Below are 24,351 nucleotides of genomic sequence, written 5' to 3' on the forward strand. Positions count from 1 at the left end.
TGGACCTGAATTTTTTCTTGTTGTGGGTTGCCAAAACGCGCGTTGCGCCGGATTCGTCTTTTATCTGTTGCGATGCGGGGGCGGGACTCCCTTTCTCCAGCGAGGCTATGGGTACGATCGTTTGCTCGAACATGATTCAGTTCATCTATCCGAAGCGCTTATTGGCTCACGAGATTGAGCGCGTGGCGCGAGCGGATGCCTTGATTGTGTTGAGTTCGGTACGGCACAGCCTGTACAAGGCTCTGACCGCCAACATTGCCATACCTCCGGAGTCGTATGGTCAGTTGTTTACTAGGCCGCATACGGTCGTGGACGAGGAGGAGATTCTGCAGCGGTATCTGCGTGGCTATGGGCCCAACCTGAAGCAACTGGATAGGACCAAAGGGTCATTGGCCGACAGCCCGTTGATTGATGTCGTTGTTTCGGGGGATAGGACGCGTTTCCAGGAATGGGGCTCGTTTGCCCAGTGGCCGCATGCTGTCGGTCGGCTCGATATAAATCCGTTGTACAAAAGCGCATGGAATGGAGATCGTTTGGAGTTGCGCCTGGATTGGCCATCTAACCATTTTCGCGAAGACAATACGCCAATGGAAGATTACCTTCCCGTACATGCGGAGCTGACGGAAATGCAGATGGAAGATATTAGGAACAACACAATCAGTGATGCGGTCAAGCCGTTGGTGGATCGCGGGGTGGTTGTCGATGTGCCTGTTCACTATTGAGCTGACCCTCGATCTTCTGGACCCGCTCTCCGCGAACGTGGCCTGAGGTGGCACCGCCCGGGAAGTATTCCATGATTTGCCCTGCTGAGGTTCTCGTTCGCGCCGTGTTTCCAGCCGTGCCAGCCCATGCAGAGTAGACTGTGCGACCGCGTTTGGTAAGCGCCTGCTCAGCAGCCGCGAATTCCTTGCTTTTGCCGACCATGCTGGTTCACGCCGGTTGCCAGCGCCCCCCGTGCGTCGACTAGCGCCTTCCGAGTATCCTCGGCCTTGCCCCACGCCATCGCCGCCTGTGCATCCAAGCCCTCGCAACGCACGGATCCGGCATGGTTCTTCCTGTTTCAGGTGCCGGCGGTCCCTCATTGGTAAGCGCGGATGGGTTCGGGATGAGAGTTACCCGTTCCACCGTGGCAGCCAGCTCGCCCCGGTGGCGCCAGGTGTTGCAGCCATATTGTGTATTCAGGCGTTTTTTCCCCTAACAAAGCGGTCAGATTTGTGACGGCCGCCGGCCTACTCAGTACCTATACTCCATGAAATTGGTTTGACCGAATGAGCATGCGCACTTTCAAATTAAGGGCCAGACTCTACAGTATATTGTCTATCTCTCTGAAAAAGGCAGAGAGATTGCTTTATCGATACCTGCACCCGGACGCGATCGCGTGCGTTCCACTCAGACCAAAAGGAGTAGCGCGCGGGTACGTTTTAATGGCTCATGTCGTAGAGCCGTTTCTGGTGAAGCCCGGTTCCTCGATTCCCACGACTCATACGCACTTTGGTGAGGCATTGGCAAAGGCACAAAGCCTCTTGGAGCTCGGCTTCGGGGTCGATGTGATCAGCTACCGGAATACAGTGTTCCGGCCGCGTAGACAGTACGATCTTCTGGTTTCCTCGAGGGTTAATTTCGAGCGCCTCGCCAACCTTGTTGGACAGGACTGCATAAAAATTCTTGACCTCGATATCGCGCATTGGTTATTCAACAATACGGCGGCTTCTAGGCGGCTGCTCGATTTACAGGAGCGCAAAAAGAAGACCCTTAACAGCTATCGACGCGTCGAGGAAGTGTGGGCAATAGAAAGCGCCGATTATGTCTTAATGAAGGGAAGCCTGTTCACTTATGGTACCTATCGGTATGCGGACAAGCCGATTTTTCAGATGCCCAATCCGGCAATCAAGACGTACTCTTGGCCAGAGACCAAGGATTTTGACCTATGTAGGAACACCTTTCTTTGGCTGGGAAGCCAAGGCCCAGTGCATAAAGGCCTGGATCTGGTTTTGGAGGCTTTCGCTGCGATGCCTGATTGTAGGCTTGTTGTCTTTGGCCCGGTTGCACAGGATAAACGGTTTGCCGAGTTATACAGCGAACAGCTCTTTCACACGCCCAATATCGATTTCCGTGGTTGGGTTGACGTGGCGAGTACCGTGTTTGAAGACGCAGCGCAGGCCTGCATTGGTGTGGTGTATCCTTCCGCATCAGAGGGCTGTGCGGGGTCTGTCATAACCTGTCTGCATGCGGGACTTTTGCCCATTGTCAGCTATGAATCGGGAGTAGAGTTTCCAGAGGGTTGTGGGGTGGTTCTAAAACAAAACACGATCGAGGAGATACAGGCGCAAGTGCGTGCGATTGCTGCGTTGCCAGCCGATGAGTTGCAACTTATGTCCCGCAGGACCTGGGAGTTCGCTCGGTCACGCCATACGCAGAGCGAGTATCAGAAGTCCTTTGGACGCGCCATAGACCGAATCCTCGCTGACCAATCGGCCCGGAGCTTGAGCGGGTTCCTCAGGATTGATTCATGACCAATTGCCCCGGACTACCGATAGATTGGGCTGACGCGTTGCTGGTGGTCGCTCACCCAGACGATGAGATTCTGTGGTTTAGCTCGTGTGTAGAGTGTGTCGCGAAGGTTGTTGTGTGCTTCCACGAGGTTCGCTCTCAGCCCCTCTGGACCGAAGGGCGGGAGGAGTCGATTAAGCAGTTTCCTTTGAGTCATGCCGTCTTCCTGCGGCTCACGCAGGCGGAGGTGTTCGAAGCGGCGAAGTGGCCAAGCCCGGAGGCCGTGGAATTCGGTGTCAAGGTCTCCAATAGCCGTGGCAGGTCGCAGCCCTTCTCCGAACAGCTCTATCGGGACAACTTCACCAGCCTACGAGAGCTACTGAGACCGCAGGTAGAGGGATGCAAGGTTGTGCTTACTCACAACCCATGGGGCGAATATGGGCACGAGGAGCATATTCAGGTCTTCAGGGCGGTTCTTTCGTTGCAAGAGGAAATGGGGTTTGAGGTGTGGTGCGATAATTACCTGACTGCAAAGTCGCAGGATCTGTTTTCCCAATGGGTTCCGAGGCTGGATCCTGATTTTGTGAGGGCGCCGACCAACCGGGCTATCGCAGAAACAATGAAGGAGCTATACAGTACTCATGGATGCTGGACGTGGTTTCCGGATTACCAGTGGCCCGTGGACGAAGCGTTTTTCCGAGTCACGAAGCGAGACCTCTCTCCAGCAGGGAGTAGCAAGCCGAATCAGGTCAGCAGGTATGGGTCGGTGTTCCCGCTGAACTACATAATGCTGAAATGGTCACGGCCTCGTCGTGGGATAAGGGGGGCGCTGAGGCGGCTTCGGCCTCGATTTAGAAGACTGGTCAGACGGTTTTTCCGCTAGTCCACTCAAGACTGGCAGATAAGTCGAATGCGATACGTCTGCGAGACACAGTGGAAACGGTAGGGCCTTCAGCATCTCTGGCGCGGTAACGTGTGGAGAAGACAACGAGACCACCTCGACACAATCATTCCCCGCAGTTCAAGGTCAATCCCCCCTTGGGGTTGCATGCGTCACGCAAGAACGCGGTTCCCCCCCATGTCGAGTCCCTTCGCGCTAACGAGAACGATACCCCTGAGCGGCTGATCCGGGGGTTTTGGCCGGCGGCCGCTGACCGGTTGTCCGCAGAGATTTGCTGTGGACACGGTTTCCTACTCAGTCGGCCCGAAAACCTCAGGCCGGGCAGCGGCTAACAGGAGGACTGCGCCGCCGCCGGCCTGATCGCTGAGCGCTGTGTGGGGCGCCCGTTTTTATGTAAAGTGATGACTACTCCGGACAGGCGAGCACGGCCTTCTCGGCGTCTCCCTCCAGGATGGCGGCTGTGGCCTTTTCAAACTCCACCGACACCTTGACCTTGCCGCCCTCCGGAGGCAGTTCGGAGCCGTAGGTGAGCACATACTGATCTTCGAATAGCAGATTGGCGACCTGCTGATAGGTGGCATCGAGGTTATCCGAGGCCGGCGGGTTATAGAAGACCCCGCCCGTGTCAGCGGCCAGGCTCTGCAAATCGCCGACGTTGACCTCGCCGAAACCGATTGTGATTACCGGCACATCGTCATTGGTGGCTGCGGTGATTGCATCCTCCAGTTCGGCCCCGCCGTTATTGTTCTCGCCATCCGTCAACGCAATGACCGCCCTCCGCGGTTTCTCTCTCACGCTGATTCTTTCAACTGCAAAATCCACCGAATCGTATAGAGCGGTGGCCCCGTCAAGGTTGGGGTCGCGGTCAATTGCTTCCAGCAGTAGATTGACGTCTTCTGTGAACTCCTGCATTACGCGAGGTACGCTACGGTACTTGATCACTTCCGCCTCATCGCCATCGGCCAAGGTGTTCACGAGCACCTTTGCCGCGTCCTCCATGTTCACCCTGAATTCGGGCACATCAGCGATGCTGCCGCTGTAATCCATTACCAGGCTGGCGGAGAGGCTGACGTCAAAGGGGGCATTGTCGATCGTGTCAGCGCCAGCGGGCTGCGCTCCAGCTCCGAATTCGCCTCCGGCTCCACCGTCCTCGGCCAGCGTGAAGTCGGCGGCCTGCAGCCCCGTTACGGGGAACCCGCCGTCATCCGTGACCGACACGAACACCCGGGCGGGATCGCGAGGGCAAGCATTGACCTGGTTGATCGCGACGTTGATAGATTGGATCTCCGCCAAGGTTCCGCTCAGAGCCCTCGCGATTGTCGGGTTGGGGTCATTGTTCTCAACGAACAATGCGGCACTGAATTCAGCGAAGTCGTCGCCTGGCGTGAACCCGACCTCGACGGTGCAGCTCTCATCGGGGCTTAGGCTGAACGGGAGCGCATCGCAGGGCTCGTCTCCGCCGCGCTCGTTCAAAGAGAATTTGTCCGGATCGGTTCCGGCCAGTCGAATGTTCGAGATGTTGTAGGACCTCGTTCCCGTGTTGCTGATCACGAACTGCTGTGGTTCGACTTGATCCAGATTGGGTTCCGTAATCAGCCCGAAGTCGAAGCGCTCCGGGAGCACCGTGATCCCGGCATCAGACGTGTCGCCGCCGCCACCGCCATTGTCACCGCCATTGTCACCCCCATTGTCACTACTGCTGCCGCCGCAGCCGATCAGGCCGATGGACGTAGCCAGCAGCGCTGGAAGCAGGAGTCTGGACTTTCCGAATTCAAGCGTCATGGTGTTCCTCTTTTCTCCATTGATGAGCGGGATGATCGGACGGGATCGCCGGCAAACAGAGTGGCGAGACAGCCCGCTGCAGACGTGTATGGATCGCCGATACGGAGCCTAGCAATAAGCATACCTTCTATCCTGATGCCTTTGGGTATAGATAGTGCAGGCCGTTCGTCTCCGGCCGATCAACGACTCAGTATACCCGCGGTTTCGCGGCCCCGGTTCTTGCAGATCATGGCAATCCCCTGATTTCAGACGCTTATACCCCGCCTGGGACAGGTCCCGCTGCGGGTTCTGCATGCCGGCGCAGCCTCGCTCATCCCCGGAAAGGCAACCGTGACGAGCGTCAGAAAGTCGGCGGTTGTGGCCTTCTGGTGACGGACCGGGTGCCCTGCATGGGCATGCCGGTGCCGAGAATGGTCAGGCGGGATGCGCGGTCAGAAGGTTCTTGTGAATGTCGCGGTCAGCCGGTTTTCGGTGTAGTCCCGGACGTCCTGGGTGGAATCGAGTTCCCGGTAGGTATAGTCGATCGCGGCGCTGGTGTTTGGCCCCAGGTCGCGGCTCACCCCGACCCGGGTGGTGAACAGCGTGTCTTCACGGTCGCGCTGATCTTCGAAGGTGTTCTCTTCGAGCCTGACAAACAGGAAGGCCTGTGTCCGTGGCCGCAGGCGCCAGGCGACATCGCCGATCACGCCCCGGGCCTGCTCGCCCTGGTCGGTCAACTCGAACTCGCGGCTCTCATCGTAGACACGGAGCCCGATCCGGGTTCGGGGCCGTCGGATCGTCAGTCCCGCGCTGAATCGCTTGCTCAGGTAGACACCGCTCCGCACGTCGGGCAGCTCGAAGATGGGCCGTCCGGTGTCCCCGTCGAAGATCAGGTTTCCGTCCGCGTCCCGGATCGGCGTCACGCGGAGCTCATTGACCGTCCTGAGCGTCTCGTCGTAGTCCGCGAACAGTTGGCCGTCGCGTATCCGGTGGCGCAGGGTTGCGCCGAAGGTGTCGCCGAAGAACCGATTGCCGAAGAAGCCTTCCATGAAGGTCCGGGCGCTCGGCTCGAAGGTGGCGCCGACCCGCCAGAAGGTGTCATCCGGCTGGGCCCGTCGCGGGTCCTGGTCGAACTCGTTCTGTTCGTCGCCGACGGCTCCGAATACGCTGAAGCGGTCGGTCATGTTCAATCGCCCCAGGGCCTCGATGCTCTCAAGCGTTACGGACGAGCCATCGTCGAAGTCTTCTTCGCTGCGATCGAAGGTGAGGCCCCAGCCGGTGCGTGCGAACATGGGGCCGCTGTCCAGCCTCGCCCGTACACGGTTTCTCTCGCTGTCCGTCTCGCTGGCCTCGGAGTAGTCCACCCGGTCATACGTGTACCGCAGTTCCGCGACGGCGATGTCCTCCAGTCGCTGGACGTAGACAGGCGTAACGGCGATCGTCCGCACGTCAGTCCGGTCTACATTGGTGGTCAGGATATCCCCGGGTCGGTCACGGTTCAGCGTGCGCTGGTCGAAGCTCGCGTCAGCCTCCACGAAGAACTGTCCGGGCACGAGGTCGACCCGGGCATCGCCGTCGAACTGCTGGAAGACGTCATTCAGGTCGCTGTCGTCGTAGTAGACGAGGCCCACCAGGTTGTAGTCCAGCCGTGCACGCCCGCGGCCGCCCTCGCGATCGAGCGCAAACCCGGCGTCGAGTCGACTGATGGATTCGCTTTCCTCGTCGCCGCTGGATGCGAGACCGATGTTGTCGGAAAAGATCTGGCCCACGGAGATCCGCGGCGTGAAGTCCCAGCGGCCGTCCGCGGTCTGAGCGATGGAGGCCGTGGAGAGGGGTAGCAGCAGGACGGAGGCCGCCACGGCTTGATACAACCTGTTCAAGTTCATCTCGTCGCTCCGTGATGGCGGCACCGGAGGGGGGCGGCGCCCGAACCGGCGCGGGCAGGTGCTGCCGGCGATCCCATCCGTTTTCGGCTGAAAATGTTGATCACGAAAGGATGCTCCGTGCGTTCGCGTGAAAGTCCTCTCTACCTCCGTCGCGAGCCGTACTTCGGGGTAGGGTGGGCCAGGCGCAGCGGGCCCACCATCCTGGCCGTGCCGGTCTGGTGGGCACACTGCGTTTTGCCCACCCTACGATCCTACGGTCCTCTTTCACGGTCGAGGGAGGTGGCCGCGCGCCATGACCGTTAGCCCAGACGAGCGACGCACGGAGCAGCAATCCAGGCGCCGAAGCTAGAACCAGGTTTCCGGAATGACCAGGATGTCGCCCGGCAGCATCTGGACATTGGCGCCGATGTCGCCGCGCTTGATCAGATCATTGAGGCGAACCCCGAATTGCCGGGTCTCGCCGTCCACCGCGCGCACGATGGTGGCCTGATTCCCGGCGGCGAATTCGGTCAGACCACCGACGGCGATCATCACGTCCAGTGCGGTCATGTTCTCGCGGAAGGGGATGGCCTGCGGGTTGGCGGCCTGGCCGATCACGCGGACCTGCTGGCTGTACGGACCGACGATGTCGCTGACGATCACCGTGACGACCGGATCACGGACGTAATCCGAGAGCTCCTGCTCCATGTCGCGTGCCAGCTGCGTTGGCGTCTTGCCAGCCGCCACCACGTCCTCGGCGAGCGGGGTGTTGATCCTCCCGTCCGGCCGTACCGGCACCGTCACGGACAGGTCGGGTTGCTGCCACACGAAGATCTGGACGTTGTCGCCCGGGCCGATGACGTAGTCGGGCGCGGCCTGGTCCTGCGCCGTTTCGGGCAATGCGGGATAGCTGGGGCCGGTGGCACAGGCAGGCAACAGCAGGATTGCACCCGCGAGCAGCACCACGGTCGCGGAGACTCGACTGGTCAGAAACGAGATCATATTCACTACCGTTCCTCCCTACCGGATTTGAAGTTCTTGCAACGCCGGGCCGCAGGATAGCCAAGTCTTCCCGCGCTTGTCGTGCAGTTTGAACCATCGCGTCGGCGCATGGAAGTCCGCGAGCGTTGGAAATCAAATAAAAGGGGTACTATGTATGTGTGCGACCTGATCCCTTGACGGCCGGCATGGGCCACCGTGAGACTGCGGGTGATTGCCGGGCAATGTCGCCTGCCCCGGCGGATTACGAGAGACCCCTCAGCCATGTATGAAGGCTTTTACGGCCTGAAGGCGGACCCGTTCCGACTCAGCGCCGACCATCGTTTCTGCTACAACCACCGCAGCTACGCGCGCGCGAAGGCCTACGTGCAGTACGCCCTGTACCGCGCCGAGGGCTTCGTGCTGGTGACGGGGCGGCCGGGGACGGGCAAGACCACACTGGTCAATGACCTGCTTGCCACGCTGCCGAACAAGGAGGTGGTCGCCGGAACCCTGGTCAGCACGCAGCTGGAGGCCGAGGATCTGTTGCTGATGGCGGGGCATGCCTTCGGCCTCGAGTTCGAGTCGCCGCAGAAGGCGTTGGTGCTGCAGCGCCTGATCGAGTACTTCAAGGAACAGCACGCGAAGGGGTTGCGCACGCTGCTGATCATTGATGAGGCGCAGGATCTTGCCTCATCCGCGCTCGAGGAATTGCGTCTGCTGACGAACCTGCAGTACGAGGGTGCGCCGCTGCTGCAGATTGCGCTGCTGGGCCAGGATTCGCTGCGGGACATCGTGCGCACGCCGGAGATGGAGCAGGTGCACCAGCGTCTGATCGCGTCCTGGCAGCTGGAGCCGCTGACGCCGGAAGAGACCGTGGGCTATGTGCGCCACCGGCTGCAGTTTGCGGGATGGGAGGGGGACCCGGCCCTCGAGCCCGGTGTGCTGGAGATCGTCTACCGCTTCAGCAAGGGCGTGCCGAGGCGCATCAACCTGATCTGCAGTCGGCTGCTGCTGCACGGCTTCGTGGGCGAGTTGCACTCGATCAGCGTGGCGGATGCGGAGACCGTGACCCGGGACCTTCATCGGGAAGAGCTTGCACTGCCGGACTACGAGGCCGAGGGGCCGGATTCCTCCCGGGGCGCCGGGCGTAAGGACCGCGATGGCCGCAAGGCGGTGCCGGACGAGGAGGTGTGGGCGGGAATCGATGTGGGCCTGTTCGGGCCTGCTGCGGTCGCGGAGCCCGAGCCCGCGGATCCGCCTTCGGTCAGGCCGAAGTCCCCCGAGCCGGTGAGCGAGGCCACACCGGCACGCTCCGGGTCGGCTACCTCCAGGGCATCCCCGGGGCCAGTCAAGCCGAAGCCGGTATCCGAGCCTGTTGCCGCGACGCGTGCGGTTGAACATGACCGGCGCCGGGCGTCCGATGCGCTGGACCCGGTGGTTCCGATGCACATCGTGCCCGAGTCGGACGATCCTGTAGAGGACGAACGCAGACAGCACCGGGCGATACCCTGGTGGCGTGAGCTGATCAGGGCGCGGTCCAGGCTCTCGCCATGGATCGCAGTGCTTGTGATTGCCTGGCTCGTGTTGCTGGCGGTCTTCCTGATGCGGGATACCGGCGAAACGGTCGGAACGGCGGCGGTGCCACCGCCTTCGGGAGAGATGGATCGGGCGGAGCCGATGTCCGGTCCGGGGGGTGATGACCCGGTGCAGCGAGAGGATGTGGTTGCCGAGCCGGATTCCGGCACGCCACAGACAAGCGGGCTCCCGACCGTTGCGACGCCGGAAGGCGTGGCGCCGCTAACGGAACCGGACGCGGATTCGACCAACGATGACTTCGCTTCGCAGGACACACGGACGCTTTTCGGCAGGGTCCTCTTCGCGGTCAACAGCACGACCGTCGATGCCGAATTTGCGCCGCTGCTCGACGAGGTCGCGGAAGCGCTTATGGAGTCCGGGGACGCCCGTGCGGAAGTCATCGGTTACACCGACCGCTTCGGCAATCTGGACTACAATCTTTCGTTATCGCGTCAGCGCGCACGGGCGGTCGCGAATCAGCTGATCCGGCGCGGCGTGGCCACCGAACAGCTCGTGGTCGAGGGCCAGGGCCCGCGCGACCCGGGTCCGGGCGAGGCAGTGAGCCGGGAGGAGGAGCGGGCAGTCGAGATCACCGTGGACTGGTGAAGGGTTCGTGCCTGCGGGCGGCAGATTTCAAATCTGTCTCCCCTGCTTCGTGAATTTCAGCCGCTTGCTGTGCGCGACTTGAAGCTTGCATAATCGGGCCAGCAGCAGGAGCGGCATGTGGTGAACCAGGTCTCGAGGAACACTGATGAGGGCAGCTGAACTGGCAGAGGAGCTTGCCGAATTCTGGTTCTCGGCGATCGCGAGGGCGAGCTGGGAGGCGCGCCTGAAGATCTTTCAGGAAATCGATTCACAACTGCTGGCTGACCTCGAGAAGCGGTCGGAGTACGAGGAAGTCTGGCCCCGGTTCGTGGGTGCCGTGATCGAGCGTCTGGGCGTGCCCCCCGTGACGAATGAGGCCCAGGCCAGAATCTACGCCTCGTCGATCAACGATCGCCACCGTGATGCCGCGAGTGCCTGGATCGCCCAGGGGGCGGACGCCGGTGAACCGCGCGCCGATGTCGAGGGCAGGGACCGGCGCCGCTATGCACGCCATCCCATCGATGGCATCACCGAGCTGTGGTTCCAGGGCCGCTCAGCCCCGTGTCGTCTGGTCGATCTCTCGCCCGGCGGCGCCCGCGTCGTCCCCGACGGCGTGGAACCCGTCCCGGGAACGGCGGTGCGGGTGGCACTGCCAGAAGCAGGCATTCGGGACGCCACAGTCGTCTTCCGCAACAAGGCAGGCGTAGGCCTCGAGTTCGCCGACCGTCCAGCAGCCGCCTGATTGCATTCAAAGGGGGCAGATTTATTAATCTGGCCCACTACGCCCCCAAGCTGGGACGGATTCGTAAATCGCTCCCGGCCCCTGCCAGCCGACGCTACCCCGCGAGCCCCGTCCCCGGTAGCCTCGGCAACCGTCGCGTGACCCGCTCCCATTCGATCACCACCCCCGTCACCACGTTTGGCGCGCTCTCACCGTTGAGCTCTGCGATATCCGGCCGGCCATAGCGCCCGTTCTCCAGGCGGTACGCGCAGTACCACACGTCTGGGACAGCCACTTTTCACCGGTTCGGCGGTCTTCCGTCGCTTGTTGCAGGTAGCGTTCACCGTGCACAGTACCGGTCAAGAGGGTACCAATCCCGCCGGCCAGGGAAAGTGGATGTTCCGCACTGTGTGCTTGATGCCCCAGATTCTTTGCTGATCGCGGCCAGAGGCCGCTCCCACGGCGGGCACGCCTCCCGGGACAGGTCTGGCCGTGTAGGAGCGTGCCTTGCACGCGAATGGGCGTTCGTTGCAGCCTCGGCCTTTGGCGCGCCTGCGGCGCGTTCGCGAGCAGGCTCGCTCCGACACATCTGGGACAGCCACTTTCCACCGGCTGGGCGTTCCAGCAACCGCGCAAGCAACGTGGATGTCCCAGATTCTTTGGTGCCGGCAAGCCAGCGTCCATTCCCGGGCTGCGCGGATCGCCGCGTTTTCGACCCCAAAATGGCCCGTTTAAGGGCGATTTCGCCCCCAAAATCCGGTGATTCTGAAACGGATTCAACCACTTGCCTTGGTCCGACCCGGAAAGGCCCGGAAAGGATCTGTCCCCGTTTCCACTGGTGTTACATGGGCGGCAGCCGCCGCGTGACGCGCTCCCAGTCGATGAGCACGTCCGGGATCGCCTCGGGCGCGGTCTCGCCGGTGAGCTCGGCGATATCCGGGCGAGCGTAGCGGCCGTTCTCCAACCGATATGCGATCACGATCCGGTCGGTGGGATGCACGAGCCAGTATTCGCGCACGCCGGCGCGTTCGTAGAGCTCGCGTTTTCTGACCTGATCGTGGGCTGCGGTGGCCGGGGAGAGCACCTCGATGATCCAGTCCGGGGCGCCGCGCACCCCGCGCTCGTCGATCCGCGCGGGGTCGCAGACCACCAGCACATCGGGCTGGACCACCGTATCGATGGTCTCGTCGGCCTCGGCACCGCGCGGCAGCCGGACGTCGAGCGGTGAAATCAGTACGCGGCAGGGCGTTTCGCCCAGTTGTTCGTCGATCTGGCGGGCAACTTCGAGCACGACCTCCTGATGACTCACTGTCGGTGCCGGGCTCATCGCATAGGCGATGCCGTCGATCAGTTCGTAGCGGACGTCCTCCGGCCACGCGAGATAATCGCCATACGTGTGATGCTCCAGATCCCGTCTCGGAAGTCCCATGAAGCCCGCTCTCTCAATAATGCAGCTTCATGATCGCCGAGGGCGCTCGGTGGTGCAACGCTGAAAGGCCCGCCGGGACGGGTGTAGAAATCGCTCCGCCTGGGTGTTGGCTGGCTGGGGACAGATTGATGAATCTGTCCCCAGCCCCTGGAAGCGGCCAAGGCGCCTTGGCGGGGCGATTCTGGGGCCAAAAACGGGCGAATAAGGCCAAAAAGCGCCCCGTCTTGGAAGCCCTTTATCGATTTTTCAATGGTTTGGCTTGGTCCAACCCGTGTCGAGCGCGTACGAGTACGGAGCGCGGTCGCAGGTGGTGGGAGCGGCTTCCAGCCGCGATCAGCAGTAAGCGCGGTGCCCAGGGCCAATCGCGGCCAGAGGCCGCTCCCACGGCGGGCACGCCTCCCGGGACAGGTCTGGCCGTGTGGGAGCGTGCCTTGCACGCGAATGGGCGTTCGTTGCAGCCTCGGCCTTTGGCGCGCCTGCGGCGCGTTCGCGAGCAGGCTCGCTCCGACACATCTGGGACAGCCACTTTCCACCGGCTGGGCGTTCCAGCAACCGCGCAAGCAACGTGGATGTCCCAGATTCTTTGGTGCCGGCAAGCCAGCGTCCATTCCCGGGCTGCGCGGATCGCCGCGTTTTCGACCCCAAAATGGCCCGTTTAAGGGCGATTTCGCCCCCAAAATCCGGTGATTCTGAAACGGATTCAACCACTTGCCTTGGTCCGACCCCCAAGGGGTAAAGTTCGGTACCAGATCGCTTCGCCAGAAGCGCCGGCGCTGTGTTGGGCAAGTTTGAAATAGGCCCACTATTCCTGCACTTGCCCGCCTTGCTCCGGCCCTTCTGGCTGTGCTCCATAGTCACCGAACTTTCCGCATGGCCCACTAGAGAAGCGGTCGGAGTACGAGGAAGTCTGGCCCCGGTTCGTGGGTGCCGTGATCGAGCGTCTGGGCGTGCCCCCCGTGACGAATGAGGCCCAGGCCAGAATCTACGCCTCGTCGATCAACGATCGCCACCGTGATGCCGCGAGTGCCTGGATCGCCCAGGGGGCGGACGCCGGTGAACCGCGCGCCGATGTCGAGGGCAGGGACCGGCGCCGCTATGCACGCCATCCCATCGATGGCATCACCGAGCTGTGGTTCCAGGGCCGCTCAGCCCCGTGTCGTCTGGTCGATCTCTCGCCCGGCGGCGCCCGCGTCGTCCCCGACGGCGTGGAACCCGTCCCGGGAACGGCGGTGCGGGTGGCACTGCCAGAAGCAGGCATTCGGGACGCCACAGTCGTCTTCCGCAACAAGGCAGGCGTAGGCCTCGAGTTCGCCGACCGTCCAGCAGCCGCCTGAAGGCCTGAACAAAAGGCCCCGATCGGCCACAGGACTCGCCTCCTGCCCCCTTCCACCCATGCAGGAGGCCACAGATCTGGCCGGTGGTCTGCCTATCGCAGCCCGAATTTGTCCAGCAGATTGTAGAGCGTGGGGCGGGTGACGCCGAGGAGGTCGGCGGCGCTGGAGATGTTGCCGTTGCAATGGCTCATCGCGTTGATGACCGCCTCCCTCTCTGCCGCGTCGCGCGCCGCGCGAAGGCCCATTGGCCCGTCGTGCTCGGACGGAACGTCCAGACCCAGGTCTTCCGCGGTCACGTTCGGTCCGTCGGCCATGATCACCGCGCGCCGTATCACGTTCTCCATCTCCCGGACGTTGCCTGGCCAGTCGTAGGCCTCGACTGCGCGCAGCGCGTCGCTGGTGAAGCCCCGGCGCGGCCGGCTCTGATCCTGGACGAAGCGCTCAAGCAGGGCGTGGGCGATCAGGCTGCGGTCGCCCTGCCGGTCGCGCAGCGGCGGGATGTGCACCGCGATCTCGCTGATTCGGTAATAGAGGTCCTCGCGGAAGCCCCCCTCGCTCATCAAGTGTCCGAGGTCCTGGTTCGTGGCGCCGACCACGCGGATGTCCACGGGGATCTCCTTGCGGCCGCCCAGTCGCTCCACGGTGTGTTCCTGGAGGAAGCGCAACAGCTTGGCCTGCAGACTCATCGGCAGATCGCCGATCTCGTCGAGGAACAGTGTGCCTTTGTGCGCGTGCTCGATCTTGCCGATGCTCTGCCGGGTGGCCCCGGTGAAGGCCCCCTTTTCGTAGCCGAAGAGTTCGCTCTCCAGGAGGTTTTCCGGGATCGCGGCGCAGTTGATCGCGACGAAGGGTCCTCCCTTGCGGGGGCTCAGTTCGTGCAGCGCGCGTGCGAGGATCTCCTTGCCGGTACCACTGTCGCCGAGCAGCAGCACGGTCGCGTCGGACGGGGCCACGCGCTCGACCATACGGCAAACCTTGAGCATGCCCGGGTCGGCTGTGATCAGCCCCTGGAGCGGCTGCTCCGCCCGTTGCGACAGGCGCCGGTTTTCCTCTTCCAGTTCATAGAGATGGGCCGCGCGATCGACGATCAGCCGCAGCGCGTCCGCGGCGACCGGCTTGACGTAATAATCGTACGCGCCCTGGGCAACGGCCCTGAGCGCGTTTTCGCGGTCGTCGCTGCCGGTAACGACAACGATCTTGGTGTGCGGCGAGGCGGATAGGATCTCCTCGAGGAGCGCAAGGCCCTCGGCGGCATTCGCCGGATCCGGCGGTAGACCGAGATCCAGCGTAACGAGCTGGGGCTGGTGGCGGCGGACCTCTGTCATCGCGCTCGACCGGTCCCGGGCCTGCAGGACCTCGTAGCCCTCGAAGCACCAGCGCAGCTGGCTCTGCAGGCCCGCGTCGTCTTCGACGATCAACAGCTTCATGGAGTCCGCGGTGTTGCCCACTGTTTGTACCTCGCCCTCAGGTTCCGTGCCGGTGCATCGGCAATCCGATGGTGAATCGCGTGCCGCGTCCGACCTCGCTTTCCACATCGATACGTCCGCCCATGCCTGCGATCTGCGTACGGGCCTCATAAAGGCCGATGCCCATTCCGGCGTTGCCCTTGGTCGTCTGGAAGGGCCGGAACAGACGCTGGTGAAGAAACTCCTCGTCGATGCCCGAGCCATTGTCCTCTACCACAATAATGGCCCGGTCGTCTTCGGTGTAGAGGGCCAGCCCGATATGGCCGGAACCGGGGGTGGCCTCCTGGGCGTTTCGCACCAGATGCAGCACCACGTTCTTCAGGCCCTCCCTGTCCCCCTCCACGTCAGCGGGTTCGCGGATCTCGAGGCGGGGAGTCGGTTTTCCCGGCTGGCTCGCGGCGACCACCTCGTCCAGCAGGGTGGGTAGGTGGATGATCTGGCGCGGGGCGGGTTGCCGCGGTTGCGCGTTGCGCAGTTGCGCCTGAGTGCGTTCCAGGCGGTCGCGTGCGTTGGCGATGGTCCGGAGCGCATCATCGACGAACTCGGGGTTGTCGCGGTGGCGCGCGGCGTTGGAACAGATCAGCGAGAGCTGTGCGGAGACGTTCTTCAGATCGTGCACTAGAAAGGCGCTCAGACGGTGGAGTGTTTCGAACTGGCGGGCCTCGAGCAGAGCCTCGCCTGTGTGCACGAGCGCGACGTACACGGCCAGCTGGCGCCCGGCGGTCTTCAGGAGATCACGTTCCTCCCAGTCGATCCGGTGCGGAGCCAGCGGTGGCAGCAGGACCACGAAGCCCACCAGCCCGTCGGCCCCCAGCAATGGAATCACCGCCCAGTACCGGGCGTCTTCAAGCAGCCAGGCGGGCAGCTCCAGCCCCCGGTAGATTTCGGGTCTGCGCCGGAATTCCTCGAGATCAACCACCCAGCCCGTCCTTGCCAGGAAACCGACTAGCGGAGCGTCGCTCTCCATCGGGGGATGGCTGGGCGACTCGAGATTGAGCGCGCCGTCGAGAGCCAGACGGCCGTCATTCTGCCGCACCCACAAGAGGCCCCCGGGGCTCTCGGCGAGTTCTCCAATGGCCTGGACGGCGCGCTCGCTGAAGGGCACTGCCGGGTCGTTGTGGGACAGCGTTGCGGTAAACCGCAGCCATTCGTGTCGATAGTCGTATCGATACTTGAACAGATGCTTGGCCAGGTAGACGCGCAGGCGAGCGCGGAAGGTGCCGGAGAACAGCACCAGGGCCAATACGAGTGCGGCGCCGAAGAGCAGGGTCACCTGCAGCAGGGCGCCGAGTTCACCGCCGGCCTGGCGCAGGTAGTATCCCGTGGCACCGACGGCCAGCAGATAGACTCCTGCGCCGGTCAGGGACGCGGTGTAGAAGAGTAGCTTCCGGGAGACGACGGGCACTCCCGCATGCACGGGGCGGCGGCTGACCGACGCTGCGATCAGCGGGACCACCAGCGCATTGACCAATCCCCTGGCCTGCAGGGTCGGACTGTTGACGGCTTGAAACAAAGCGATGTCCGCGAACAGGAAGAGATCGAAGGCAAACATGGCGCCAAGGCCGAGGGCGAGGAGCTTGATGCCGGCGCGGCGCTGGGGAGGGGTGTTCCGGTAGGCCTGCTCGACCAGCACCAGTCCGGCGATGGCCATCAACAGGAAGATGAGGCCGTGCCAGCGGCCCTCGGCTGCCCACGAGGGCAGGGCGATGGGGATCGAAACCGCGACCAGGAAGGCCGCCGTCAGGGCGATCCAGGTACGCAGGGCACGCGTATTTCCGGAGCCCCTGTTACCTTCGATCGCAAGCACGGAGAGCAGGACCGCGAACCAGCCCGCATTGCGGCCTACCTCCAGGATACTGCCGGAGATGACAGAGCTGTCGGGTACAAGCCAAGAAACCAGTGCCAGAAAAAAGGCCCAGGCGACTGAAGCGAGCGCCGCCCCCAGTACCCAGATACTGCCCGGCCGGTCGCGCCACAGGATCAGCATCAGGATTGCGAGGATCAGGAAGGCCAGCGCGGCGGTGAGGTAGCTGATGACGGTGAGTGGCATCACCCAGGCCTGTGTGGTGGTGGCGCGGCAGGGCGGCGGCCCTGGAGGACTGTTGTGGTCGCGACGCAGTTCGTCGGGCCATTTGCCCGATGTTCGAAACCGCGCACGAAAGGCCAACCGGCGGCAATCAACAGAATAGGGACAGATTTATTAATTTGCCTTCGCTGAGCAGGCCCACGGATTCGGAAAATAAATCTGTCCCCGTTTATCCCAGCCATCCTCACCGCGCGCCGCGGCCGAAGATTACCACCCGCACGGTCTCCAGCATGATCACCAGATCCAGGAAGAGCGTGTGGTTCTTCACGTAGTACAGATCGTACTGCAGCTTGTTCCCGGCATCCTCCACCGAGGCGCCGTAGCGGTAGCGGACCTGGGCCCAGCCGGTGATGCCGGGGCGGATGCTGTGCCGGGCGAGAAAATAGGGGATCTCGGTGCTGAGCTGGTCCACGAAGAAGGGGCGTTCCGGCCGTGGTCCGACGAAGGACATCTCGCCCTTCAGCACGTTGTAGGCCTGCGGCAGTTCGTCGATGCGCAGCTTGCGGATCACGCGTCCGACACCGGTGATGCGGTCGTCGTCCCCCGTCGCCCAGCGCGCGAGCCCGTCGCTCTCGGCGTCGGTCCGCATGCTGCGGAACTTGCAGATCTCGAAGGGTTCGTTGCCGCGGCCGACCCGCGTCTGCCAGTAGAGGATGGGGCCGGGGCCCTCCATCCGGATCGCGACCGCGGTACCCAGCATCACCGGGGAGGCGACAATGAGCAGCACGGTGCTGAAGAGGATATCGAATCCGCGCTTGACCGCGTTGCCGAACCAGTGCTGGCGAAACCCCCTGCCAAAGATCAGCCAGCTGGCGTTCAGCGATTCCAGCTGGATCTTCTGCTGTTCGCGCTCGAAGAATGCGGAGATGTCGGTGATTTCGATGCCCTGCAGCTTGCACTCCAGCAGCTGCTTCACGGGGAGCCTTCCGCGCCGGTCGCGGACGGCCACCACGATCTCCTCCGCCCCTGTATCTTCGGCGATGTCGAGCAGCGTCCTGTCGGCTGAGAAGGTTGCCACTCGGCTGGCAGGCAGTGCGGTGGCCTCTCCTTCCCCGGTATCGATGTACGCAGCGACCTTCGCGGGCGCCTCATGGCCGAGACTCTTCTCGATGGTGGCGGCCTGCGGTCCCGTCCCGATGACCAGCATCCGGCGTCTGAAGACATCAAGCCGCTTCGCGCGCCAGAACAGCAGACGCTCCAGCAGCAGCCCTGCGACCGCGAGGCCTGCACCGAGCACCAGTGCTCCGGACCCGAAGGAGAGGACACCGGCGGGGATCGCGAGGGTCCACAGTACGGCGGCGCCCAGCAGGATGCCAAAGGCAATGCGGAGGGAGTCGGCGAGGCCGCGGATGCTGATTGTGAGCGTGCGTGCCGATTTTTCGTAGAGGCCGAGCAACCCCAGCGCCGAAACGATCACAACGGCGGCGAACAGGACCTCCGGGTGGATGAGGTAGGGCGTCGTGAATCCGTCCGCCATGAAAAACAGCGCGAGCTTGATGCAGACATAGACCAGCAGGATCTCGACACCGGCCAGGATGACGGCTGCACGGGAGACGTGGTGGCCGAATATCCGCAAAGGTACCCCCCAGGGTTGTGGCGTGGCTTCCGGGTTATCGCGCGCGATGGCAGCGACATCGTGCGGATGTTGCTGCCATGCCACGGTAACGGATGCACACAGGCTACAGTGTTAATCTATTAACACAAAAGTCGGATCAAGTGGTTTCGGGGGGTGGCCGTTGGGGATGGAGACGTGCGCGGGGTTCACCACGATGTTGTGGCCGCCAACGGTTTTGGCTGCCATGGCCCTGAGCAACCCCCGACCCTGAAGATCTCCCTCGCCCTGCTAACAGGGAAGGGGTGGGGTAGGGACGCAGCGCCGGTCGTGGCCTTCACTCCTGGCTCCTCTCCGGCAAGCGGGCGAAGAGAGGATTTTGGTGCGTGGCACGGACCTGCACACGAGTGACTATGGCGATACGCGGTGCCCGTGGCGACGGAACGGCGCGCCACGGAAGAACACCTAAATTCATGGCTGAGGTTCTGGATGTCTCTGATTTTCCGTGATGTCCGTGTCCTTCAGTGGCTGTGTTTTCAGATCTTGCGAGCGCCGCGCTCGGCTTCCTGCTCAAGTAAAGCCGCGCCTGGCCGACTGCCGAGGAGAGGCGGGGTGGATTTCATGCATCCTTACCGGACTGCTGCCGAGCCAGCGCCGTGGCCGTGCGGTTCCACCCCTATTCGACCGAAACCAGGGCGAGACGCCCATTCCGAAGAAAAAGGAGACTCATGAAACTCTTGGTCACTGGCGGTGCCGGCTATATTGGCAGCCACGTGGTGCGGCATCTGCTCGAGGCCGGTCACGACGTGGTGGTGTATGACAATCTGAGCACCGGCTACCGCGAGGCGGTGGGACCGGCCGAGCTGGTGGAGGCGGATCTGGCCGATCAGGACCGGCTCCGGGCGGTATTCGATGCGCATGCCTTCGACGGCGTACTTCACTTTGCAGCGCATATCGTGGTGCCGGAGTCGGTTGCGGATCCGGTCAAGTATTACCGGAACAATACCCGCAACACGCTGAACCTGCTGGAGGTGTGCGCGGAGGCGGGGACGCGTTTCTTCGTGTTCTCCTCCACGGCGGCCGTGTACGGGATTCCGGATGTGGCGTCGGTGGCCGAGGACGCGCCGCTGGATCCGATCAACCCTTACGGTGCCTCGAAGATGATGTCCGAGCGGATGCTGATGGACCTCGGCCTTGCGTCGAGCCTGCGCTACGTGAGTCTGCGCTATTTCAACGTGGCGGGCGCCGATCCCGAGGGGCGGCTGGGGCAGTCGTTTCCGGATGCTACGCATCTGATCAAGGTGGCCTGCCAGGCCGCGCTCGGCCAGCGCGATGGCATCACCGTGTTCGGCACCGATTACGACACCCCGGACGGCACCTGCATCCGAGACTACATCCACGTGGAAGACCTGGCCTCGGCTCACGTGCGCGCACTCGAATACCTCGAGGCCGGCGGCGACTCGCAGGTGCTGAACTGTGGCTACGGCCGAGGATACAGCGTGCTCGAGGTCCTCGACTCGGTAAAACGCGCCAGCGGCGTCGACTTCCCCGTACACCTCGGCCCCCGCCGCGCGGGTGACCCGCCGGCCCTCACCGCGAACGCCACCCGCATCCGCGAGGTCCTCGACTGGCACCCCCAACACGACAACCTCGACCAGATCGTCCACCACGCCCTCGCCTGGGAAACCCACCCCCGCTGGGGTCGGACCAAGCCAACACTCTGATTTGTATGGAAAATTAGGGTAATTTTTGGGGTAAAAGCGGGCTTAGACGCCCGTTTTTTGGGGCAGAATGGGGGTTCTAAGAGGAAGAGTTGGACGTTCGCGTAGGCTGGCCCGGTAGATTCCGCCCGTTTCGCGGCCTGTTTTTGGGGTCAAAAATGGCCGTCTAAGGCCGAAAAAGGATGTTTTTTTGGGCGATTCTTTCGTGATTTCAGTGGGTTGGGCTGGTCCGACCCCGGATAGGTGGGTGTGATGGGTTGGGAGGCCTGGTTTACCGCGGGGCTGGTCGTCGCGATGTTCGGGGTGCTGGCGTTCACGCGGGCGGCGCCGGACTTCGTGTTTGTCGGGGCGGTGATCGTTCTGATGGTCACCGGGGTGGTCGGGCCTTCAGAGGCCTTCGTCGGGTTCTCCAATCAGGGCGTGATCACGGTGGGCGCGCTGTACGTGGTGGTGGCCGGGATTCGGGAGACGGGCGGCATCCAGTGGATCGTGCACAACCTGCTGGGTCGGCCGGGGTCTCTGATGCGGGCCCAGTGGCGGCTCGGGGCGCCAGTGTCGGTGATGAGCGCGGTGCTGAACAACACGCCGGTGGTGGGCATGCTGATCCCGGCCGTCAGCGAATGGGCGCGCAAGCACGACCTGCCGGTCTCGAAGTTGATGATCCCACTGTCCTACGCGGCGATCCTCGGCGGTACTGTCACGCTGATCGGCACCAGCACGAACCTGGTGGTGAACGGCCTGATGCTCGACCGCACGGGTGAGGGCTTCGGGCTGTTCGACATCGCCTGGGTGGGCGTGCCGGTCACGATCGTCGGGTTGACCTTCCTGATCCTGTTCAGCCGCTGGCTGCTGCCCGATCGTCCGCCCGCACTCGCCAAACTGGAGGATCCGCGGGAATACACCATCGAGATGCACGTGGAGCCGCACGGCGCGCTCGACGGCCGGACCATCGAGGAGGCCGGCCTGCGCAATCTTCCCGGCGCCTTCCTGATCGAGGTGGATCGCGACGGAACCCTGCTGCCTGCGGTGTCGCCGCAGGAGAGGCTTCGGGGCGGCGACCGGCTGATCTTCGTGGGCGTGGTGGAATCCGTGGTGGACCTGCAGAAGATCCGCGGGCTGCGTCCGGCGACCGGGCAGGTCTTCAAGCTGGGCGGCCACCGGGCGGACCGGCACCTGCTGGAGGCGGTGGTCTCGGACAGCTGTCCGATGGTCGGGCAGACCATCCGCGATGCCCGCTTCCGCAACCGCTACAGCGCGGTGGTGATCGCGGTCGCGCGCAACGGCGAGCGCCTGAAGGGCAAGGTGGGCGACATCGTGCTGCAGCCGGGCGACACCCTGCTGGTGGAGGCGGGTCCCGGTTTCGAGATCCAGAACCGCAACAGCCGGGATTTCTTCCTGGTGAGCCGGCTGCAGGACAGCGCGACGCCGCGGCACGACCGCGCCATGATCGCTGGCGGGATCCTGGTGGGGCTGCTGGCGACGGTCACCACGGGCGTGTTCTCGATGCTCGAGGCGGCGTTGCTGGCCGCGGCGCTGATGGTGGTGACCCGGTGCGTGCCGTTGCACGTCGCGCGGCAGAGCATCGACTGGTCGGTGCTGTTCACGATCGCCGCGGCGTTCGGGATCGGTGCGGCGATGGAGGCGACCGGTCTCGCACACACCCTGGCGCTCGGATTCGTGGGGCTGGCGGGTGACGATCCGTGGATGAACCTGCTGATGATCTACCTGGCCACCGCGCTTTTTACTGCTCTGATCACCAACAACGCGGCGGCGGTACTGGTCTTTCCGATTGCCTTTGCAGTCGCCGGCGACCTCGGCGTCAGCCCGCTGCCCTTTGCGATCGCGATCATGATGGCGGCCTCGGCGAGCTTCGCGACCCCGATCGGCTACCAGACGAACCTGATGGTCTTCGGCCCCGGCGGCTACCGCTTCAGCGACTACCTGCGCGCCGGCATCCCGATGACCGTCGTGACCTCCGTGGTCGCGATCCTCGTCATCCCGCTCGTCTGGTCGTTCTGAATGACATGGTGGCCGGAGTGGCCGGGGTCGGACCAAGGCAAGTGACGGAATCTGAATGAAAAACGCGTTTCTGATACCTGCTGGAGGGGCCTGGAGGGGCGGTTTGGGGCTCGAAAACGGGACTCTAACGAGGCCGAATGATCAGAGGGGCCGCCAGACTCATGGTGATTGCGCCCGGCGCTTGGAAGGGCGTTTTCGGGGTTAAAATGGGGCCTCTAAGGCCTGGAAAAGGGGTAAATGGCAAGTGTTTTTTATTCAAAATCAAAGGGTTCCGTTGGTCCGACCCCGGGGCGTTGAGACGCTCGCGGCGGCGGGGGTGGCGCAGGCGGCGCTGCTCGTGGCGGATGCGCGGGAGGGGATGACGGCGACCTTGAGGCGGCAGGTGTTTCTGCTGGCGCAGCTGGGGGTGCGGCACCTGGCGCTGGCGTTGACGGGAACCGACGCCGATGGGCCCGGCGCGGAGGCTTGGCAACGGCTCGAGGATGAGTTCCGCGACTGGGCCGGGCGGTTCGGGATCAATCACGTATTGGCGCTGCCGGTGAGGTCCGCAGGCGAGGGGTTCGGGCTCGCAGATCTGGCCGCGTCAGCACCGGATGCACAAGCGAGGGCGGCCGTGTCTGCCTTCCTGGAAGGCGTCGAGGCCGCCGGGGAACGAGCGGCGCAGCGCCCGTTCCGGTTTCCGGTGGAGTCGGCGCGACAGGAGGGAGGGGTCGCCGCCGCCTTCGGCACCGTGGTCAGCGGGCACGTGAAGCAGGGGGAGCGGGTCCGCATCCAGCCGATGGGCAAGGAGACCCGCGTGATCGCCATCGGGACGGAAGAAGGTGAGGCGGCGGAGCCGGGGCCCGGGGAGCGCGTAAAGCTGACGCTGGCGGACCCGATCCTCATTGCCGACGGTTCGGTGATCTCCACCGTGGAGTCCCCCGCATCCGTGGCGGACCAGTTCGAGGCCACGGTGATCTGGTTGCATTCGGAACCGCTGTTACCCTCGCGCCGGTATCAGGCGCGGATCGGGGCGCAGACCGCCGACGTCGTCGTCACCGACATCAAGTACGAGCTGGCCCTGGGCACGGAGGAAGAGCTGGCGGCGAACCAGTTGCAGGCGGAGGGAGCTGCCGTGTGCAACATCAGCCTGAACCGGCCGGTGGCCTTCGATCCCCACGGCGAGAATCCGGCGACCGGCCTGATGATCATCGTCGACCGCGATTCCGGGGAGGCACTGGGTCTCGGGCTGCTGCACTTCGCGCTGCGCCGCGCGGAGAACATCCACATCCAGCACGTCGACATCGACAAGACCGCGCGCTCGTCGCAGAAGACGCAGCATCCCTGTGTGCTGTGGTTCACGGGGCTGTCCGGATCGGGGAAGTCGACCATCGCCAACCGCGTCGAGCAGCAGCTCTATCGCCTGGGGCACCACACCTACCTGCTCGACGGGGACAACGTGCGCCACGGACTCAACCGTGATCTGGGTTTCACCGAGGTCGACCGGGTGGAGAACATCCGGCGGGTCGGCGAGGTCGCGAAGCTGATGGTCGATGCCGGCCTGATCGTGCTCACGGCCTTCATCTCGCCGTTTCGCACCGAGCGGCAGATGGCGCGCGACCTGCTGACCGACGGCGAGTTTCTGGAGGTCTTCGTGGACGTGCCCCTCGACATCGCGGAGCAGCGCGACCCCAAAGGCCTTTACAAGAAGGCGCGACGCGGTGAACTGAAGAACTTCACCGGGATCGATTCGCCGTACGAGATCCCGGATCGTCCGGAACTGGTCATCGACACCTCGGCCATGACGGCCGAGGAGGCCGCGGATCGCGTGATCGATGCGCTGCGTGCACGGGGACGGCTGCCCCAGGCCTGACCGACCCCTCCCA

Annotated in this window: 16 protein-coding genes; 9 read left to right on the forward strand and 7 right to left on the reverse strand. The window is 63.5% G+C overall.

What is annotated here, in order from left to right:
* The 3 genes from ACESMN_RS07435 to ACESMN_RS07445 form a co-directional block, all read left to right on the forward strand.
* A partial coding sequence (locus ACESMN_RS07435; RefSeq protein ID WP_373052964.1) for a hypothetical protein occupies window positions 1–722 on the forward strand: 722 nt, incomplete at its 5' end.
* A 702-nt stretch (window positions 723–1,424) separates the two neighbouring features.
* On the forward strand, window positions 1,425–2,513 hold the full coding sequence (locus ACESMN_RS07440; RefSeq protein ID WP_373052965.1) for a glycosyltransferase: 1,089 nt from the start codon (window positions 1,425–1,427) through the stop codon (window positions 2,511–2,513).
* Complete coding sequence (locus tag ACESMN_RS07445; protein ID WP_373052966.1) at window positions 2,510–3,373, forward strand: hypothetical protein; 864 nt, start codon at window positions 2,510–2,512, stop codon at window positions 3,371–3,373. The genes ACESMN_RS07440 and ACESMN_RS07445 overlap by 4 nt, the downstream gene beginning before the upstream one ends.
* Before the next feature lie 423 nt (window positions 3,374–3,796).
* Here the strand turns inward: ACESMN_RS07445 and ACESMN_RS07450 are convergent, their stop codons facing one another.
* The 3 genes from ACESMN_RS07450 to ACESMN_RS07460 form a co-directional block, all read right to left on the reverse strand.
* A complete protein-coding gene (locus tag ACESMN_RS07450; protein ID WP_373052967.1) occupies window positions 3,797–5,173 on the reverse strand; it encodes a VWA domain-containing protein in 1,377 nt (458 codons plus the stop codon).
* 431 nt (window positions 5,174–5,604) lie between these two features.
* Window positions 5,605–7,038 (reverse strand): TIGR03016 family PEP-CTERM system-associated outer membrane protein, encoded by a 1,434-nt coding sequence (locus ACESMN_RS07455; protein ID WP_373052968.1) that lies wholly within the window; start codon window positions 7,036–7,038, stop codon window positions 5,605–5,607.
* Between the two features lie 345 nt (window positions 7,039–7,383).
* The gene (locus ACESMN_RS07460) at window positions 7,384–8,016 is read right to left on the reverse strand and encodes an XrtA/PEP-CTERM system exopolysaccharide export protein (protein WP_373052993.1); all 633 of its coding nucleotides are present in this window, start codon (window positions 8,014–8,016) and stop codon (window positions 7,384–7,386) included.
* A gap of 264 nt (window positions 8,017–8,280) precedes the next feature.
* Between ACESMN_RS07460 and ACESMN_RS07465 the strand changes: the two genes are divergently transcribed.
* Window positions 8,281–10,179, forward strand: coding sequence for an AAA family ATPase (locus ACESMN_RS07465; RefSeq protein ID WP_373052969.1), 1,899 nt, complete (start codon window positions 8,281–8,283; stop codon window positions 10,177–10,179).
* 145 nt (window positions 10,180–10,324) lie between these two features.
* Window positions 10,325–10,900, forward strand: coding sequence for a PilZ domain-containing protein (locus ACESMN_RS07470; protein WP_373052970.1), 576 nt, complete (start codon window positions 10,325–10,327; stop codon window positions 10,898–10,900).
* A gap of 820 nt (window positions 10,901–11,720) precedes the next feature.
* Here ACESMN_RS07470 and ACESMN_RS07475 read toward each other — a convergent pair.
* Window positions 11,721–12,308, reverse strand: a complete 588-nt coding sequence (locus ACESMN_RS07475; RefSeq protein ID WP_373052971.1) for a Uma2 family endonuclease — start codon at window positions 12,306–12,308, stop codon at window positions 11,721–11,723.
* A 929-nt stretch (window positions 12,309–13,237) separates the two neighbouring features.
* Here ACESMN_RS07475 and ACESMN_RS07480 point away from each other — a divergent pair.
* Window positions 13,238–13,642: a PilZ domain-containing protein gene (locus tag ACESMN_RS07480; protein WP_373052972.1), complete on the forward strand. Its 405-nt coding sequence runs from the start codon at window positions 13,238–13,240 to the stop codon at window positions 13,640–13,642.
* Between the two features lie 92 nt (window positions 13,643–13,734).
* Here the strand turns inward: ACESMN_RS07480 and prsR are convergent, their stop codons facing one another.
* The 3 genes from prsR to ACESMN_RS07495 all read right to left on the reverse strand — a co-directional run bounded on the left by prsR (window position 13,735) and on the right by ACESMN_RS07495 (window position 18,770).
* Window positions 13,735–15,069 carry a PEP-CTERM-box response regulator transcription factor gene (gene prsR / locus ACESMN_RS07485; protein WP_373052994.1) on the reverse strand — a complete coding sequence of 445 codons (1,335 nt, stop codon included), beginning with the start codon at window positions 15,067–15,069 and terminating at the stop codon, window positions 13,735–13,737.
* 37 nt (window positions 15,070–15,106) lie between these two features.
* Window positions 15,107–17,158 carry an XrtA/PEP-CTERM system histidine kinase PrsK gene (prsK, locus tag ACESMN_RS07490; RefSeq protein ID WP_373052973.1) on the reverse strand — a complete coding sequence of 684 codons (2,052 nt, stop codon included), beginning with the start codon at window positions 17,156–17,158 and terminating at the stop codon, window positions 15,107–15,109.
* A gap of 220 nt (window positions 17,159–17,378) precedes the next feature.
* A complete protein-coding gene (locus tag ACESMN_RS07495) occupies window positions 17,379–18,770 on the reverse strand; it encodes a TIGR03013 family XrtA/PEP-CTERM system glycosyltransferase (RefSeq protein WP_373052974.1) in 1,392 nt (463 codons plus the stop codon).
* Between the two features lie 704 nt (window positions 18,771–19,474).
* Between ACESMN_RS07495 and galE the strand changes: the two genes are divergently transcribed.
* From galE to cysC, 3 genes are all read left to right on the forward strand, one after another.
* Window positions 19,475–20,470 carry a UDP-glucose 4-epimerase GalE gene (galE, locus tag ACESMN_RS07500; RefSeq protein WP_373052975.1) on the forward strand — a complete coding sequence of 332 codons (996 nt, stop codon included), beginning with the start codon at window positions 19,475–19,477 and terminating at the stop codon, window positions 20,468–20,470.
* A 249-nt stretch (window positions 20,471–20,719) separates the two neighbouring features.
* The gene (locus tag ACESMN_RS07505; protein ID WP_373052976.1) at window positions 20,720–22,486 is read left to right on the forward strand and encodes an SLC13 family permease; all 1,767 of its coding nucleotides are present in this window, start codon (window positions 20,720–20,722) and stop codon (window positions 22,484–22,486) included.
* Window positions 22,487–22,844: 358 nt separating this feature from the next.
* Entirely contained in the window at window positions 22,845–24,338 is a 1,494-nt protein-coding gene (gene cysC / locus ACESMN_RS07510) for an adenylyl-sulfate kinase (RefSeq protein WP_373052977.1), read from the forward strand.
* Window positions 24,339–24,351 lie beyond the last annotated feature (13 nt).

The organism is Thioalkalivibrio sp., from assembly GCF_041690275.1.
In the GTDB taxonomy this organism is placed as follows: Bacteria; Pseudomonadota; Gammaproteobacteria; order Ectothiorhodospirales; family Ectothiorhodospiraceae; genus Thioalkalivibrio.

Excerpts from the sequence above, each read along its gene's own strand:
- ACESMN_RS07440 (WP_373052965.1), top strand. The coding sequence starts at position 1,425 with ATGGCTCATGTCGTAGAGCCGTTTCTGGTGAAGCCCGGTTCCTCGATT.
- ACESMN_RS07445 (WP_373052966.1), top strand. The coding sequence starts at position 2,510 with ATGACCAATTGCCCCGGACTACCGATAGATTGGGCTGACGCGTTGCTG.
- ACESMN_RS07450 (WP_373052967.1), bottom strand. The coding sequence starts at position 5,173 with ATGACGCTTGAATTCGGAAAGTCCAGACTCCTGCTTCCAGCGCTGCTG.
- ACESMN_RS07455 (WP_373052968.1), bottom strand. The coding sequence starts at position 7,038 with ATGAACTTGAACAGGTTGTATCAAGCCGTGGCGGCCTCCGTCCTGCTG.
- ACESMN_RS07465 (WP_373052969.1), top strand. The coding sequence starts at position 8,281 with ATGTATGAAGGCTTTTACGGCCTGAAGGCGGACCCGTTCCGACTCAGC.
- ACESMN_RS07470 (WP_373052970.1), top strand. The coding sequence starts at position 10,325 with ATGAGGGCAGCTGAACTGGCAGAGGAGCTTGCCGAATTCTGGTTCTCG.
- ACESMN_RS07475 (WP_373052971.1), bottom strand. The coding sequence starts at position 12,308 with ATGGGACTTCCGAGACGGGATCTGGAGCATCACACGTATGGCGATTAT.
- prsR (WP_373052994.1), bottom strand. The coding sequence starts at position 15,069 with ATGAAGCTGTTGATCGTCGAAGACGACGCGGGCCTGCAGAGCCAGCTG.
- prsK (WP_373052973.1), bottom strand. The coding sequence starts at position 17,158 with ATGCCACTCACCGTCATCAGCTACCTCACCGCCGCGCTGGCCTTCCTG.
- galE (WP_373052975.1), top strand. The coding sequence starts at position 19,475 with ATGAAACTCTTGGTCACTGGCGGTGCCGGCTATATTGGCAGCCACGTG.
- ACESMN_RS07505 (WP_373052976.1), top strand. The coding sequence starts at position 20,720 with ATGGGTTGGGAGGCCTGGTTTACCGCGGGGCTGGTCGTCGCGATGTTC.
- cysC (WP_373052977.1), top strand. The coding sequence starts at position 22,845 with ATGACGGCGACCTTGAGGCGGCAGGTGTTTCTGCTGGCGCAGCTGGGG.